We start from the raw sequence: 17,198 nt of genomic DNA, 5'->3' as shown, positions 1-17,198 counted from the left end.
TGCTAAAAAAACTCGATCGCCCGCTACAATAAATAAGAGCCGGCACCGCCTTTTGCAATGAATCCAGAATCAACTCTCGCCAGACTACAAGCTACACTTCCCGACGGAAAACTGCCTTCTAGCTACGGGGTTTACTTCAAAAACACCCTAGTAGCCCTGTGTCACGCCCTAGAAGACCACATCTTGCAAACCAGCAGCGGGGACGAACTCGAACTCAAACCCCTAGTTTTGGTGACGTTTCAGCAGGGTAAATGGTATTTACAGGAAGCCGATCGCTACCTGGATATTGCTAACGCCTCTCGGCGCGTTGTCATCGGTGCAGTAGCCGACAGCGGTTTCGCTACACACAAAACCGGGCAATTAGAAAATGTATCTTTAATAAATCTCGATGAAAACGACCCCATCATCGAAGAATGGAATCTGATCATCCTCGCCCCGACATACAAAGCAATGGTGCTTTGCCGCGAACTTTCCAGCGAAGAATATTTGCCAGAGGGCAAGCCAGAAGTTGATACAGAACGAAAGTTCTACGGTTTGTGGTCCTTTGACCAGTCCTTAGTGTCAGCCTCTGCAGAAATTTTTATAGAACAGACACGACATTATAATTCTCCCCTAGCCGACAGTTTGCAGGAAATTTACCGATCGATTCTTGCCACCAAAGGCCCGCCCTTGGCAGATATTAGCGGCGTAGTATCGCGGATCGTCACTTACCTGCAAAGTTCTCAGCAACAAATGGTAGCAATTAACCGCCAAACCCGCGATTTGTGGGAATTGGAAGGTCAAGCTTTGCGCGTCAGCCGCAATTTGAACGCCAACAAACTTCAAGCTTTTCTGCGGATGGCGCAGCGCGTGGACGAACGCGATACTTCAAATCCCACAGCTTCTTTGCAGGTGGCGGCTTTGTCGGAAACTTTGGGTCAACTGCTGGATTTGCCGGCTTTGCAGTTGCGGAGGCTGCGGCTGGCCGGATTGCTGTTTAGAATCGGCTTGGTTTCCGCGCCAAATGAGGTGTTCGATCGCACTCCCGATGCTTTTGACCAATCAACTTTCTCATTTTGGCGCGATCGCAGTTTTATCGGTTCCCAATTGCTGCAAGCCATGCCGGAACTAGCACCTGTAGCAGAAATTGTCAAGCACAAACTCGAATATTGGGACGGCAGCGGCAGGCCAGAGGGTTTGCGAGGCGAAGAGATACCGATTGCTGCGCGGATTTTGGGGTTGGTCGCTTATTTTCAAGAATTGACTCAACCACGGGGCGATCGTCCGGCTTTGAGTTTGGCGGAAGCTTTGGAAGAGTGCCGACAACTGTGCGGCCTTCGCTTCGATCCGGCTTTGGTGGAAACTCTCAGCAACGTCGTCAGGTTAGCCGAAATGGGTTTGATGCAGTTGCCGAATCGCCCCAGCCAACTGCCGAATGTCTGGTTGGAAGATTTGGGCGATCGAACCACCGCAGCCGCTCCGGTGTTATAAAATGATGGCGGGAATTAGTTTTTAGTTAGTAGTTATTGGTTATTTGTTATTGGTTATTGGTTATTGGTTATTTGTTATTGGTTATTTGTTATTTGTTATTGGTAACAACAGACAACTGCCAACTGCCAACTGCCAACTGACAACTGCCAACTGCCAACTGACAACTGCCAACTGCCAACTGCCAACTGACAACTGACAACTGACCAAAAACTAATGACTAACGACCTCGAAGCTATACGCAAAGGCAAAGTTTATATGTTGGCCGGCAGAGATTTAGCCGGCACAGACTTAGGAGGGGCCGCTCTCGCTGGTGCCGACTTGTCTCAAGCCAACTTAGCAGGAGCTAATCTCGCCGGCGCTAACTTGCAGCGGGCCGTATTGCGAGCAAACCTCCGCGGCGCTGACTTGAGTGGCGCAGATTTGCGGGGCGCAGATTTTCGGAATGCCGATTTGCGCGGAGCTTCCTTTGCTAATGCTTTAGTGCGCGAGGCAAGTTTTGGGGGTGCTTTTTTGACAGGCGCTGCGATCGGCAATTTGGATTTGAGCGGTGTCGATTTGCGTGGTGCCGATTTGCGCGGCGCAGCTTTGGTTCGGGCAATTTTGCAATCTGCCGATTTGAGCCATGCTAATTTGTCCGGTGCTGATTTGTCCGGTGCTGATTTGGAAGAAGCCATCTTGAATGGAGCCGTACTCCGCGGGGCTAACCTGACGGGGGCTAATTTGCTCTGTGCTGCGATCGAACAAACCATATGGGATGGAGCTTTGCTCGATCGCGCCTGTCTCCAAGGCACCCCGCTGAGTCCTTAAATTTCAAATATATTCCTTTCTAGGCAGATCAAAAACAAGATCAACTTATAAAGTGAATAAGCACAAGCTATTTTAACATTTCTTAATGGGAGGTTATAATAGCGACATTAGATCAGCAAACGCATAAATGGTAGCAGCTTTGTTTAGCGGTACATCCTTTCAAGGTCAAAGTGGCGATCGCCTTGTCAGCAAAGTAGCAGGAGCTGCGATCGCGGCCTTATTCAAAAGTTCGGAAAAGGCCGATGCCAACATCCGAGTCGAACCAGTAGCCAAACTATTGCAGGGAAGCATCGATGGTTTCGACTTCATTGGCAAAGGTATGTTGATGTACAACGGCCTTCGCATAGAAGTGATGGAACTCTACCTGCAAGCACTCTCCATTGATTTTGGGGCGATTTTTGCAGGAAGCGTGAAATTGCGGCAGCCTACCCAGGCAAATATGCGAGTAGTCTTAAGTCGATCGGATTTAACCACCTCATTCAACACACCTTTTGTAGTTGAAAAACTCCAGAAGCTGAAATATCAAGAGCAATCTCTGCACTTTCAAAACACAGAAGTCAGCTTCGGAACAGACAAATCAATTAGGCTGCAGTCCGAAATTGCGATCGGCAATTCCAGCGAACCAGTCAACATAGATATTACAGCTCAATTGCAAGTAGAAGACCGACGCAAAATCCAATTTGTCAGCGTTACATACGGAGGCGACCAGCAAGCAGTAGACTTGGGTCAAGCTATAATTGCCCACGTAAATAACTTGCTAGATTTAGACAAATTTGCCTTAGAAGGCACTCAATTACGAGTAGACCGCTGCCGAGTTCAAAACGACGAGCTAGTTTTTTACGGTTGGGCTGGCATCGAACAGTTCCCCAAAGGCAAGCGTTAAACCTCAGCCTCCTGATGCGGGCCGACAAATCAGATTTGTTGGAATAATTTTATAGCTTAACAAAACAACCCGCCGCGGCGGGTTTTGCTATTTTAGCCACAGTTTTTCAAGCTGTGGCGGTGCTAGCGTAAAGTCACTCTACATTTCGGCATATTTCCCGAACCCATCTGTCGCGCATCTAAATTGCCAGCTACTCGATATTTAAACTCTCGTGACAATTTATAGCGCGATCGAGCTTAAAATTAAATACAAAATAGCTTATTCCCTAGGATTTTATATCTCACCTCAAAATCAGCACTTAGATCGAGGCGATCGCACAAATTGCCTTGGTAAATTTATAACAAGACTTGCGCGCAGGACAAGAGAAACCCCGTTTCTTGAGAGATACTCTGCAACCTCTAACGTATCCTAAAAACCCAGTTCATCAGCATAAGCCCAATAGAAAATAAATAACCCCAAAAGAGGAAAAATGCTCGGATTTTATTTATTTTGTATCTACATCGTAGTCTTGTCCGTGCTTGCTGCGCCCAACTCCCGCAGACCCGAAAAATGGTGGGTAGAAATCGTCACAGATTTGCCTCGCTGTACCTATTATTTTGGCCCCTTCGACACCGACCAAGAAGCCTCCAGTCATACTCCGGGCTATCTCGAAGATTTGGAAAGCGAAGGAGCCAAAAGAGTAAGCATCCGCATCAAACGGTGTCAGCCTTCAGCTCTCACCATTGACGAAGATGAATTTTCAGAGAGTATCGCAGCTTAAAACTTTTGAATGTTGAGTTAACTGAAACCTCAACAATAATATAAACATTATCTTCTCCTAGTCCGCTGGGAGTAGAATTTGTACGTGTTGCAACGACTTACATCGCCGAAACCTCAAACTATTCTCCACCAAAATGCAGATATTAACCAGCATTTACCCTCAACAATTACCAGAGCTAAATCAGCATATAGGACGATCCGATCAATCTATTTTTCCTGGTAGCTTAAGAACATTACAAACTACTTAACTTCAGGGATAGCTACTATGTTCGGACTTTATCTATTAGGTATGTACGTTGCTGCTTTCTGGATACTAACTCAACCGATGGGTGCTAGAAGTCGCCAGTGGTGGGTGGAAGTTGACACAGATTTGCCCAAGCGCACCTATTATTTTGGCCCCTACGAAAGCAAAGATGAAGCTTCTCATAACACCAACGGCTACATCAAAGATTTGGAGAAAAAAGGAGCTAAAAACATTAGCATTAAAATCCAAGAAGGTAGCCAACCCAGTCAGCTAACAGCTAGCGATGAGTCTTGAGAAAGTGGAACGATCGAGTATGAATAGATCGAGCTTGCATCCAATGCACAACGGGTTCACCAATATCGATAACTTCAGATCCACGATATTTGCAAACCCCCCTCAACCCCACAGATGACTCGCTTTCCTTCTTGGCGTTGTCTGGTACGCGCAATGCAGGTTGTTTCAAAGTAGCGCTTGGCTTAAATTGCTTCGGGGATTAAAAGTGCGATTGGCCTGGATTTTTTCATAGCATTCGCGCTCTAGGGCGCTGAGTTCCTTGGGCGGAACGATCGCAATTTTGACCAACAAATCAGTGCGTTCATCCTTCTTCGGTTTCGGCCATCCTTTACCTCGCAACCGCAAAGACTGGCCAGAACGCATCCCGGCTGGAAATTTTACCACTATCGTACCTTCAGGCGCAGGCACTTCAATCGAAGCTCCCAACACCGCTTCATCGGGAGTTATCGGCACTTCGCAAATTAAATTCTCTCCCTCAAACTGGAAAAAAGCGTGAGGCAAAACTTCTAATTTGAGGTACAAATCTCCCTGCTGCTTCGTGTACGGGTCAACTTGACCTTTGCCTTTCACCCTAATTTTGCTGCCGGTTTTCACACCCGCAGGAATCGAAACTTCGCCCGTGGCGACTCGCTTAGAAGTGCCGCGAAACGCTTCCCCCAAAGTTAGGGAAATCGTCACCTCGGTATCGAGAGAGCTTCCTGCGCTGCGGTTTTCGTACCCCGCGAAATCTTCAAATCCCCCAAAACCGCCCGGCCCGCCGGTGCCGCCGCGGTAGGTGCTGTAATTCCACTGACCGTTGCGACCAGCACCAGCACTGCCACCAGCCGCGCGGCCGAGCAAGGCATTGATAAATTCGTCAAAACTGCCGTACTGGCTGAAGTCAACGCCGCCAAAGTCTACATTTGTACTGTTTCCGCCGGGCCATCCGCCGCCAGTTGTAGCCGCTTGTTTCCAGTATTGACCGTATTGGTCGTATTTTTTGCGTTTTTCTGGGTCTGAGAGCACTTCGTAAGCTTCGTTTACTTCTTTAAAACGAGCTTCGGCTTCTTTGTTTCCGGGGTTCATGTCCGGGTGATATTTTCGCGCTAGTTTGCGAAAAGTTTTTTTCATTTCGTCTGAAGTGGCGGTTTTGTTGAGTCCCAAAATAGCGTAATAGTCTTTAAAATCTGTTGCAGCCATTAAGCAATCCTCTCTTTATTAGTTGTTAGTTGTTAGTTGTTAGAAAAAATAAATCCCTAATTAGCAAGATGGCAAGTTAGTTTGATGCTTAGGGTAAAAACTGCCTGCTGCATCTGATTTAAATTATAGGTTATCAAAGGTTGGGACTCGATCGAGTTCGGTTGTTGCTTACGGGACATCGCAATTTCCGCACCTGGCTGCTATTTAAGGTTTTTAGCCGTTGTGCGCCTCCCTTGATTTTGGTGTAGCCCGCGCGCCCGATAGTCCCGCCGCCCTTGATGCGAGCCTCGGATAGCTGCTGCTGGCTAGTTGGTGCGAGTTCTGTATGAGGGTAGATTGGCGCGGGCGATCGCTCTTTTTGCTGTTTTTTGCGGTGCAGGGTGCGATCGCACTTTTGTTTCTCTAGCTTTTCAAGCAATCCCAATCCTAATAGGTTCCGATCGGGAAGTTTCGGAGAATTTGCAGCGTAAATTGTGAGTGTACTTTACCCTAAAGCGCGCCCAAATTCAACAACCTTGCGAGACATTTTTCCCTAACCGTACCGATGCTATACTATAGCAGTTTGAGCGAAATATGAAGTATTGAGCGATCGAGTCCTCAATCCCCCCATAAAAAATCCCTCAATCCCTCAATCGCTTCATCTAAAATCCATAGATTCCCCAATCCCCCAATCCCTCAATCCCCAATTCCTCAATCTAAAATCTAAAACTTGTGCTAAGCGAAGCCGAAGTATCTAAAATCTAAAATCCCTCAATTCCTCAATTCCCCAATCGAAAATCGACAATCACAAACTATTCCATCTAAAATCTAAAACTTGTACGCTCGCGTAGCCGAAGGGAGCCGAAGTATCTAAAAGCGACTAACTTATCACCTTTTTGAGAAACGCTATATCTTATTTTGACACTTTCTTCATTGACTTAAATCACAAAAATATAAGATAATCTTTTCCTCATTTGTTAACTAGAGTACACACTTTCAAAAAAATTAAGATAGGATAGTATATATCAATAAGCTTTTGACGCTACTAGGGTATTGACATGATGAATTATTTGCTAAGTTGGCCTTGTGGCTGCTGCGACGACTGGAAAGATCGTTCGGAGATTTGTGTGTTGCTCAGAAACGGGCAGCGCGTTTGTCAGTCGTGCTACGATCGCAAATATAAGAATCAGAAGCCATCCGCCAGACGCAGGCGATCGAACATATCAGTCTCACAACGCCCTGTATAACAGTTCGAGTTCTCATAGGCAATATCGATTCCTCAATCTCTTAATCCCTCCATCCCAATCTAAAATCGACTGATTTTTCACTCTTTTGAGAAAGGCTGTAACAGAGACAGTACCATATTAAAACCCGGTGCTTTAAATCAAGCCAAGTATTGCGACCACCTGGTATCAGCAGTTGCAATTAATAATGAACTAAAAAAAAAAATCCCTTGAGTCATCAGTTATCAGTTATCAGTCATCGGTCATTGGTAATCGGTCACTAATTTAGTTATTTATCATCAGTCACCTGACTTTCAGGTGGCTGATTTTAAATCAAAAAATTGAGCGCTGACCACTAATGACTAATGACTAATAACTAAATGATAGTTCCATCAGGAATCGTGGCGTTTTTCAGGACTACGACAATGCCGCTGCGGATGTAAAAACCTTGGTTTTCGCGGTTGGATTCTTCCACTCGGTCTTTATTAATTATTTGAACGTTGCGGCCGATGCGGGTATTTTTATCCACAATCGCGCGGCGAATTGTAGTATCCGCACCGATACCGAGGGCGACACCGCCATTGTCTAAACTCGAATGCCGTTCGGCGTCGGGTTCGTAGAAGTCAGCACCCATAACCAGGGTATCTTGAATCGTACATCCAGCTTCAATGCGCGATCGAACTCCCAGCACAGAATGATCGATCCGGCAACTTTTGAGAATGCAGCCTTCAGCAATAATCGATTCAGTGATGTGAGTATCTAAAAGCTTAGTCGGCGGCAAGAAACGCGGGCGAGTGTAAATCGGCGCATTTTCATCGTAGAAACTGAAAGGAGGCTTAGGCTGTTTAGTAAGAGCCAAGTTAGCATCATAAAAAGCCTCAATCGTTCCGATATCTTCCCAGTAATCGTCAAACAAATAAGCTTGAACGTTATGGTTTTTTGAAGAATTCGGAATAATTTCTTTGCCAAAATCAGTTTGGTTTGGAGATTCTTTCAGAAGTTTAATCAAAACTTCTTTTTTAAACAGATAAATCCCCATCGAAGCAATGTAAGGACTTTCCTGAGCCTGCTGCGCTGTCAGTCCCAGTTTAGTAGTATCCACCTGCATTTGTTTGAGCGCATCGCCTTTTGGCTTTTCGCTGAAAGAAACAACGCGGCCGCTTCCGTCGATTTTCATCAAACCAAAATCCGACGCCCGCTTCTCGTCCATCGGCAAAACCGAGAGGGTGATATCGGCCTTGGTTTCGCGGTGTCTCTCCACAAACTTCTGGTAGTCCATGCGGTAGAGGTGGTCGCCTGAGAGAATCAAGAATTCGTCAACGTCCCACTGTTCTAGTAGCGAGAGATATTGGCGAACTGCGTCTGCTGTCCCTTGGAACCAGTTGGCATTTTCCTGGGTTTGCTGGGCGGCGAGCACCTCGACAAATCCCTCGCTGAAGCCAGAAAACTGGTAGGTACGAGAGATGTGGCGGTTGAGGGATGCCGAATTGAATTGGGTGAGAACGTAGATTTTGAGTATTTCGGAATTGATGCAATTGCTGACAGGAATATCGATGAGGCGATATTTGCCGGCCAGGGGAACTGCGGGTTTGGCTCGCAGTTTTGTTAGGGGGTAAAGGCGGGTGCCGACACCGCCACCGAGGATGATGGCTAAGACTTTTTTCAAGGAACTTTCTCCCTAGGGTCGATTAACTCTCCAAGTTCAGTGTCTAATGGTGAGGGCTTCTTGACAAGGGGGGGGAGCAAGGAAGTTTTGAGTTTTGAGTTCAGTCACTGGTGGTGAAACAGGGATTTTTAATCAAAATACTTTGTTCCTACGCTCGATAAGACAGTCCAGGACGCAGGCTAGGCAAAAATACCAGGTTTATCGATCGAGCATCTCTCGGATTAGCAACTATTTTCCAAGAAACCGATTTTTTTACGTAGGTTCTATAGGAGTGAAAAAAACGAGGTTTATGAGAGTTGGAGTGCCTGCGGGACTATAGTTGTAGCCTTTTTCAAAAAGGTGAGAAGTTGAGATTTTAGATACTTCGACTCCCTTCGGCTACGCTGGCTCACAAGTCGCGAGCGTACAAGTTTTAGATTGGGGGATTGAGAGATTGAGGGCTTGAGGGATCGATACCTCATCTGTTGCTCGAATTGCTATATGAGTGTTGAGTTGTGAGTTAAAATACTCATCCATCAATCATGGATATTTAAAAAAATTTTGAGGTTTGAGTTAAAATACCCATCGATAAATAAGGGAAGTTTAACGACAGAATAAGGTTCGGGGTTTTGGCTGTTAATTACAATTTTTCTGTTGTTAATTCTGGCTTTGTGGCAATTTATCCATCCAGGATCGATCGCCCTTTGGTATGGTTCCAGCCTTTGACTGATGACGTTGCACCCACAGCCAGCGACACACCACTGATGACTGATGACCAATGACACACCTGAGTCGGGACGATCGATATCTGAGATAAAATCAGTGAGAAATCTCCGATGGACGGCAAATTTGTGTGATATTTTACGATCGGTCGATCGACAAAACTCGATCGAGTGTATATTCTCTACCAAAAGCTAGATTCCCTAGAAACCTCTGCTACTGTAGCCTAAGCCATAGCAAGCTAGGAAAATTGTATGCAAATTCAAACCCCCGACTGGGTTAAACACGCCGTATTCTACCAAATATTCCCCGATCGCTTTGCCAAAAGCAAACAACCCCGCAAGCGCCTCCTGCAAAACTTCATGTGGGAAGAATGGCACAAAATCCCTACCCTCCAAAGCTACAAAGGAGGCGACTTGTGGGGCGTTATGGAACAGCTAGATTACTTGCAAGATTTAGGCATTAATGCCATTTACTTTACCCCCATTTTTCAGTCGGCCAGTAACCACCGCTACCACACCCACGACTACTACCAAGTAGATCCGATGTTGGGCGGCAATCCAGCGTTTAAAGAACTTCTAGACGCAGCCCACGATCGCAATATCAAAATTGTCCTAGACGGCGTATTCAACCACGCCAGCCGCGGCTTTTTCTTCTTCCATGACATCCTGGAAAATGGCCCCCATTCTCCTTGGCTAGATTGGTTTCAAGTTGAAGGCTGGCCGCTATCCCCCTACGACGGCAATTTCCCAGCTAATTATCTCGGTTGGGACGGCAATCGAGCGCTGCCCGTGTTCAATCACGACAATCCTGAAGTGCGAGAGTATATTATGGAAGTCGCCGAATATTGGATTAAATTCGGCATTGACGGCTGGCGGCTGGACGTTCCTTTTGAAATTAAAACAGAAGGATTTTGGCAGGAATTTCGAGACAGAGTGAAAGCTGTTAATCCAGAAGCTTACATTGTCGGCGAAGTCTGGGAAGATGCGAGAGAATGGCTCGATGGCAGTCAATTTGACGGCGTGATGAATTATCTGTTTGCGGCACCGACTATTGCTTTTGCTGCGGGCGATCGGGTAGATATGAACCAATTAGAAGGTCGTTCTTATTACCCCTATCCGGCGCTGTTTGCCAAGCAGTACGGCGAGAAGATTCAGAAAGTTTTGGAATTATATCCGTGGGAAATACAGCTAACTCAACTAAATTTGTTAGCCAGTCACGATACTGCGAGGTTGCTGTCAATTGCTGGAGACGATCGCTCTAGTGTCGAAATTGCGACTTTGCTGCTGTTAACTTATGCCGGAGCTCCCAGCATTTATTACGGTGATGAAGTTGGTTTACCGGGCGCTCTAGATCCAGATTCTCGCCGCAGTTTTCCCTTAAAAGATCACTGGGAACTAGATGTTTTAGATTACCACAAACAGTTGATAGCTTTGCGCCACAAATACGCCGCCCTCCGCACAGGGACTTACAAAATCCTGTTTGCTGAAGGCACGGTCTACGTCTTTGCGCGAATTTTGGAGGATGAAGAAATAATTGTGGCGGTGAATGTGGCAACTCAAGAGGTAAAGGTAAATTTTGAGACTCCCAGTTTGAAATTTCCTCACGATAAATTGCTGTTTGGCAAGGGTGAGTTTGTTTGGGAAGGTGAGGGAGAAACTAGGAAGTTAGTGTTGAATCTGCCCGCGCGATCGGGTTTAATTATCGGTACTGCTAATTAGTCCTTTAGACCTTTGAAACCAAAGCAACTGGATTTTTGACCTAATCTGTGAGTGAAAACTAAATATTGAAGTCGAAAACTCGATTTCTGAACTGATGATATTGTTGGGCGAAGTGAAATGTAGGATTCGTGCTTCCTGACATATTGCACAACCAGCAAAAACCGGGAATATAGCAATCCTAAATGATTGTCTGTAGGGACACGGCATTGCCGTCTCCCGGACACGGCACTGCCGTGTCCCTACAGATGGATTTTGGGGAAATCACATTTATGTTCGCCGCACGTGATAATGATTTAGGATTGCTATAGGATTAAAAATCTAGGATAAAAACTTATATTTTTGGTTTTATTTCCGGTTTTTATCAGCTTAGAGAAAATAGTGCAATATCTCAGTTTCTCTCAACCCAAGCTACACAAACTGCCTCTTATTGATGCTGCCACCACAAAGATAGGCATCAATGCACTACACTAGGTTGGTAAAAAATATTTATTGTTTCTCAGGATATGTAATGCAGCGCCTAAAGATATTAGCGCAGTTCTCTCGGTTGAGCCGCTGGTTTGCTCAAAATTTGGGGGTGAGCAACCTTCGCAAAGAACAAGTCTACTTGGACATTGCTCAATCCGTAACGCTGACCGATGCGAGCTATTGGATTCAAGTTTTATTTTCTGCTGGGATAGCTACCCTGGGATTGGTGTTGAATAGTCCGGCCGTAATCATTGGCGCGATGCTGATTTCACCTTTAATGGGGAGTATTTTGGCAAACGGGCTGGCTTTAGCTGCTGGGGATGCGATTTTGGCGCTGCGGGCCCTCGTTAATTTAATTTTGAGCTGCACGCTGGCTATTTCCTTTGCGGTGGTGTTGGTATTGATTTTGCCGTTTAAGGAAATGACCAGCGAAATTCTGGCCAGAACTCAGCCAAATTTGCTGGATTTAGTGATTGCGCTGTTTTCTGGAGCTGTGGGGGCGGTGGCTATTTGCAAGGAGGCTAAGGGGGTTGTTACCTCTATTCCGGGGGTTTCTATCGCGGTGGCGTTGATGCCGCCGCTGTGTGTGGTGGGTTACGGGATTGGGATGGCGGTGAGTCTGAGTCCCGGAAGCGGTTTGGCGGTGGCGCGGGGGGGAGGGCTGCTGTTTTTTACCAACTTAGTCGCTATTACGTTTATGGCGATGCTGGTGTTTTTGGTTCTGCATATTGATAGTTTTCCCGTGCGCGAGCGAGTGCGTTTGTGGCGGGAAAGCAATGGAGAAAGTATTTGGATGCAGTCTTTGGTCGAGCGAATTCCGGCGTCGGAACGATTGAAGCGCATCGGTAGTTTGCCAAGTCGCCTGCTGCTGATTTTGATGACTATTTTATTGACTTCGATTCCTCTGTATCAATCTTACAATCAACTTAGTGACGAAATCTCTCGCAAGCAGCAAGAAAATGAACTGCGTAATAACGCTACAGAAATCTGGCAAAAAAACTTTGGTAACTTTCCTGATGGTAAGGTGCGATCGTACATCAGTCAACTTTCATTTCGAGAACAAAAGCGTAAATTAGTTGCTCAACTTCAGGTAGTTACTAGCAAGGTTTACACGGAAGCGGAACGAGAGCAATACAAGCAATTGCTGTCAGCGAAACTCGGGAGGCCGTTGGAGTCAATTGCTCTGAATTTGATTCAAATTCCCATAGCTTCTAACGAGCTGTTACCAACAAAGGTTTCAGAAACAATCAAGCCGGAGCCTCCTCCGACGGTTGCGGAATTGCAATCGAGTTTTTTGACGGCTGTGGAGTCTGCCCTCGACTCCCTGATTTTGCCCCTACCGGCTCAATTGATGAGTTATCAGGCGATTACTAGCCCGCTGACGCCGTTAAGGATTCAGATTGCTTACTTTAGTCCGCGGGATCTCGATCGCGACGGACAAGCGCTGCTGGTGGAGGATATCCGCAGTCAATTAAATTACCCTACAGCGCAGGTCAATTTCAATCGGATTGCGCCGGTTGCTGGAACGGTTACTTTTGCGTTAAATCAAGCTCAAATTGCGGCAAATCAAGTTCAATTGCTCGATCGACTGGGTAAGACGGTACAGCAAAATCCTAAATTGCAGATTGAAATGAGTTCCGGTCAAGCGCCATCTGAAGTTGGATCGCCCGCCCAAAAGCGATCGCAAGCAATCCGCAATTACCTACAAACAAAATGGCAACTTGGGCCCGATCGCTATATTACTAAAACTGCAACTGCAACTCAACCAATTGTCCAGTTAAAAACAGTTCTCAAAAAACCGCCCCAAAATTCCTCACCTTCTGTTCAGCAGGATGCAGTTGAAGGAGGAGTGACACGCTGACTGTTTTTAACACCAGTGTCGAAAAGACGGAATGTGATTTCCCCAAAACCCATCTGTAGGGACACGGCACTGCCGTGTCCCTACAGAAAATCATTTAGGATTGCTATATGCAATCCGATAATTACAAATAGGAAATTTTTAAAATGATAGAAAGTATACAAGAAGTGGCGATTGAAGACAATCTGAAGCAATTTTTACTGGTGCTTTCAGTTTCTTTGAGTGTGGCAACTCTGCCACAAATTGTTAGTTGGTTGCGCCGAATTCCCTATACGCTGCTGCTAGTAATTGTAGGAGCAGGACTGGCTTTAATAGATGTGCGGTTGGTGAATCTTTCGCCTGAATTGATTCTGTTGATTTTTCTGCCGCCGCTGCTGTTTGAAGCTGCTTGGAATTTGAAGTGGTCGAGTTTAAAACAGAATTTAATTCCTATTTGTCTTTATGCTGTTTTCGGTGTGCTGATTTCCATTGCGGGTGTGGCAATTGGTTTGAATCAATTTGCCGGTCTTTCTTTGGGAACTGCGCTGATGATTGGGGCTACCCTTTCAGCTACCGATCCGGTTTCGGTGACGGCTTTGTTTCGGGAGTTGGGGGTTGAGAAGCGTCTGAGCACCTTGGTGGAAGGCGAAAGTTTGTTTAATGACGGAATGGCGGTTGTGGCGTTTGGATTTCTGGCTGCTTTTGCTCAGGGAACTGCTAATTTATCGCCGGGGCCGATTTTGCTGGAGTTGATAACGGTGGTGGGGATTGGGCTGGGGGTTGGCGGGTTAATCGGCTTTGCGATTTCTTATCTGACGCAGCGGTTCGATTTGCCTCTGGTGGAGCAGTCTCTGACGTTGGTTTCGGCCTACGGTACTTATTTGATTGCGGAGGATTTGGGGGGGTCGGGGGTGATTGGGGTGGTCGCGACGGGGCTAATTTTGGGCAATTTTGGTTCTCGCATCGGGATGAATCCTCGCACTCGGATTATTGTGAGTGAGTTTTGGGAATTTTTAGCTTTTTTTGTGAATTCGATTGTGTTTTTGCTGATAGGCGATCAGATTCGGTTTGGGAGTTTGGGCGAAAATTTGGATGCGATCGCGGTGACGATTGTGGCGGTGATTGTAACGCGGGCGATCGCCATTTACGGACTGGGAAGTCTCAGCAACCGTTTTGCTGGGTCGTCCATTCCGCTGCCGGAGCAAACGGTGCTGTGGTGGGGAGGGCTGCGGGGTGCGGTGTCGGTGGCTTTGGCTTTGAGTGTACCTGAAGGTTTACCGGGCCGGGAGGTGGTGATTGCGACGGTTTTTGGGACGGTGTTGTTTACTTTATTGGTGCAGGGACTGACTATTCAGCCTGTTCTGCAAAAACTGGATCTGCTGGGGGATGGGCCGATGCGCGGGGAGTATTTGGAGGCGATCGCCCGTCGGGCGGCTTTGTTTCGGGTGTTGCAACGGTTGGCTGAGATGGAGGACCAGCCGGGGGTGGATCGGGAGTTTTATGAGTATCAAGAATCGCTGGTTAAGGGGGAGTTAATGAGGATTGAGGCGGAGGTCGATCGGCTTCAAGATGAATATCCCGATCTCAGCACGTTTATTGCTGAGCAAATTCGAGGTGAGTTGCTGGCGATCGAGGCTGACACCTATGCTGAGTTTGTGCGATCGGGTCGCTTAAATCAAGAACTGTCTCTCTTTTTGGGAGTTGAGAACATAGGGGAGTAATTATAGAGTGCGACGGTTTTTTCTATATCTTGGAGACTTCCCAAATGCCGCCGCAGAATAGATTCAAACTAATACTTAAACATTTCGAGCAAGTTCGTAATGAGGACTTCAGTCCTTTCCATCAAGTTCGATCGTTCGGACTTCAGTCCTTTCGAGCATTGTCTAACAGTGTTAAGGGAACTGAACGGGTAACTCAATCAGTTTAAGCCGTTATAATGCAAAAGTAATCTGAGTATCAAGTACCAAAGTGCGCTGGCAAAGTATTCCTCAAGCACTGCCGCACCGTTAATCCTTCTGATGGTTGCACTTATTGGGCTTTGTCATCAATATCCAGTTTGCAATTCCCTGAAACCTCTCCAACGATTCTTGTAGAACGGGCATCCTGCTTGTTCAAAAACTTGCTTTGCGATGGAGGTTTATTAGAGGCATAGCGATCGCGAAATATGAGGAGTGCATTGAAATTGGTAAAATATGTTAAATCGCCGGAAATCTTCATTTGTTCGTTACCAAATACTGGGAATCATCACAGCCTTAGCGCTAAGCTTAGTTTTGCAGGCTTTACCCGTTCAAGCAGCGAGGACGGCGACATCTGTTGTGGTAGATGGTCGTCCAATTTTTAGCGTCAGCGATGCTGACTCATTGACGGGCACCGAACGAGCCGATTTGCTCAATTTGCGACTCAAACAAATTGAGCAATCTCAAGAAACCGTTCGAGTCACAACTGAAATTCGCGATCGGTATCCCACCATTGTGGTTAATGGCAAATACCTGCTGACAGTCACTCAATCCGATGTGCAAGAAAATCGCACGCCCGCCGAACAAGCTAATCTTTGGGCCCAACAACTCAGTCAAGCTTTGCAGCAAGCTCAAAATGAAAGAAGCGCCGGATTCATGAAAAATATGCTGATGCTGGCAGCGGCGACTGTCGGGCTGGCGATCGCCCTCAACAAAGCATTAGGATGGCTGTGGCGATCGGCCAGACAAGCTGCAATCCAGCGATTTGTCGAACCATCAAACGAAGAAGTTGGAGTTAATGATTCGCCCAAAGCTCTGAACTTATTATTTAACTTAACTCTGTTTTTTGCAAGGGTTGCGCTTTGGATTGTCACCGCCCTTTACATTACCAATCTGTTTCCGGTAACTCGGATTTGGAGTTACACCCTAACCAGCAGTTTAGTCAGCACTTTCACATCTAAAGCCCTGTCTGTAGGACGCAACAATTACTCAGTCACCGATCTGCTAATTCTAGCTGCTCTAATCCTGGGATGGGTTGTCCTTAGCGGCGTTATTTCTAAAATATTTAAACTGCGAATTTTGGAAGTCACCCGTATCAGTCGAGGCAGTCAAGAAGCCGTTGCCGTGATTGCCAAATATTTGCTGGTTGTTATAGGAACCATCGTTCTGATGCAAATATGGGGAATTGACCTGAGTTCTCTAACAATTATCTTTAGTGCATTAGGAGTTGGTATCGGTTTTGGATTTCAGGATATCGCTAAAAACTTTGGTAGCGGTCTGATTTTGCTCTTTGAACGTCCGATTCGGGTAGGCGACTTTGTGAATGTCGGTAAAATTGAAGGCACTGTGATCCGTATTGGCGCTCGCAGTACAGTGCTTCGCAACCTAGATCAAGTTTCGATTATTTTACCCAATTCCCGTTTCTTAGAGGATGATGTAACTAACTGGAACTATGAGAATTCTGTGTCGCGAATCAGAATTCCAGTTGGTGTTGCCTACGGCTGTGATATCAATCAAGTTAAGGAGGCATTGCTAAAAGCTGGTAGGGGACATTCTGATGTCTTGAAGACTCCAGAACCGATTGTTTTTTTCTTGGGTTTTGGTGATAGTTCCTTGAATTTTGAGCTGCGGGTTTGGATTGTTGAACCCATCGCACAGTATCGCGTCAAGAGTGATTTATTTTTCCGTATTGAAGAACTTTTTCGAGAGCATGAAATCCAAATTCCGTTTCCTCAACGAGATTTGCACGTGCGATCTGGGAGCATTCCTTTGGCTTTGTCACCGGAACTAGAGGCAACATTACGCCAAACTTTACTCAAATCGGAAAATAACTCAGTTACCCCTAAATAACTTAAACTAAATTCTTCCTGCTTGCTTCTTTTTTCTTCCTAACAACTAACAACTAATGACTAATGACTAATGACTAATGACTAATGACTAACAACTAATGACTAATGACTAATGACTAATGACTAGGTTCGCGAGTTTTTAAGCTCGCACTAATGACGACTGTCAA

13 protein-coding genes are annotated in these 17,198 nt (G+C 46.1%); 10 read left to right on the top strand and 3 right to left on the bottom strand.

The genetic code is table 11. The features are described from left to right. The first annotated feature begins 57 nt into the window (after positions 1–57). From QUA97_RS11320 to QUA97_RS11300, 5 genes are all read left to right on the top strand, one after another. Entirely contained in the window at positions 58–1,470 is a 1,413-nt protein-coding gene (locus QUA97_RS11320) for an HD domain-containing phosphohydrolase (protein ID WP_194070491.1), read from the top strand. Positions 1,471–1,683: 213 nt separating this feature from the next. After that, a complete protein-coding gene (locus QUA97_RS11315) occupies positions 1,684–2,277 on the top strand; it encodes a pentapeptide repeat-containing protein (protein WP_194070490.1) in 594 nt (197 codons plus the stop codon). A 127-nt stretch (positions 2,278–2,404) separates the two neighbouring features. Next, positions 2,405–3,160, top strand: coding sequence for an LmeA family phospholipid-binding protein (locus tag QUA97_RS11310; RefSeq protein ID WP_333194641.1), 756 nt, complete (start codon positions 2,405–2,407; stop codon positions 3,158–3,160). 469 nt (positions 3,161–3,629) lie between these two features. Then, a complete protein-coding gene (locus QUA97_RS11305; protein ID WP_333194640.1) occupies positions 3,630–3,920 on the top strand; it encodes a DUF1816 domain-containing protein in 291 nt (96 codons plus the stop codon). A gap of 264 nt (positions 3,921–4,184) precedes the next feature. After that, entirely contained in the window at positions 4,185–4,457 is a 273-nt protein-coding gene (locus QUA97_RS11300) for a DUF1816 domain-containing protein (protein WP_194070487.1), read from the top strand. 165 nt (positions 4,458–4,622) lie between these two features. Here the strand turns inward: QUA97_RS11300 and QUA97_RS11295 are convergent, their stop codons facing one another. The 3 genes from QUA97_RS11295 to QUA97_RS11285 all read right to left on the bottom strand — a co-directional run bounded on the left by QUA97_RS11295 (position 4,623) and on the right by QUA97_RS11285 (position 8,504). Continuing rightward, the gene (locus tag QUA97_RS11295; RefSeq protein ID WP_194070486.1) at positions 4,623–5,636 is read right to left on the bottom strand and encodes a DnaJ C-terminal domain-containing protein; all 1,014 of its coding nucleotides are present in this window, start codon (positions 5,634–5,636) and stop codon (positions 4,623–4,625) included. Positions 5,637–5,769: 133 nt separating this feature from the next. Next, on the bottom strand, positions 5,770–6,054 hold the full coding sequence (locus QUA97_RS11290) for a hypothetical protein (RefSeq protein ID WP_333194639.1): 285 nt from the start codon (positions 6,052–6,054) through the stop codon (positions 5,770–5,772). 1,160 nt (positions 6,055–7,214) lie between these two features. Continuing rightward, positions 7,215–8,504: a glucose-1-phosphate adenylyltransferase gene (locus tag QUA97_RS11285; RefSeq protein WP_194070484.1), complete on the bottom strand. Its 1,290-nt coding sequence runs from the start codon at positions 8,502–8,504 to the stop codon at positions 7,215–7,217. Between the two features lie 608 nt (positions 8,505–9,112). Between QUA97_RS11285 and QUA97_RS11280 the strand changes: the two genes are divergently transcribed. From QUA97_RS11280 to QUA97_RS11260, 5 genes are all read left to right on the top strand, one after another. After that, entirely contained in the window at positions 9,113–9,265 is a 153-nt protein-coding gene (locus QUA97_RS11280; protein WP_194070483.1) for a hypothetical protein, read from the top strand. A gap of 192 nt (positions 9,266–9,457) precedes the next feature. Further along, complete coding sequence (locus QUA97_RS11275) at positions 9,458–10,924, top strand: glycoside hydrolase family 13 protein (protein ID WP_194070482.1); 1,467 nt, start codon at positions 9,458–9,460, stop codon at positions 10,922–10,924. A 508-nt stretch (positions 10,925–11,432) separates the two neighbouring features. Then, positions 11,433–13,250 carry a DUF389 domain-containing protein gene (locus tag QUA97_RS11270; RefSeq protein ID WP_333194638.1) on the top strand — a complete coding sequence of 606 codons (1,818 nt, stop codon included), beginning with the start codon at positions 11,433–11,435 and terminating at the stop codon, positions 13,248–13,250. Between the two features lie 143 nt (positions 13,251–13,393). Then, positions 13,394–14,947, top strand: a complete 1,554-nt coding sequence (locus QUA97_RS11265) for a cation:proton antiporter (RefSeq protein WP_333194637.1) — start codon at positions 13,394–13,396, stop codon at positions 14,945–14,947. Positions 14,948–15,418: 471 nt separating this feature from the next. Next, positions 15,419–17,032: a mechanosensitive ion channel family protein gene (locus QUA97_RS11260; protein ID WP_333194636.1), complete on the top strand. Its 1,614-nt coding sequence runs from the start codon at positions 15,419–15,421 to the stop codon at positions 17,030–17,032. Positions 17,033–17,198: the final 166 nt, after the last annotated feature.

This window comes from Microcoleus sp. CZ3-B2 (assembly GCF_036705055.1).
GTDB lineage: Bacteria > Cyanobacteriota > Cyanobacteriia > Cyanobacteriales > Microcoleaceae > Microcoleus.
The sequence above is the reverse complement of the archived record's forward strand: the minus strand, read 5'-3'. Positions and strand labels throughout refer to the sequence as shown.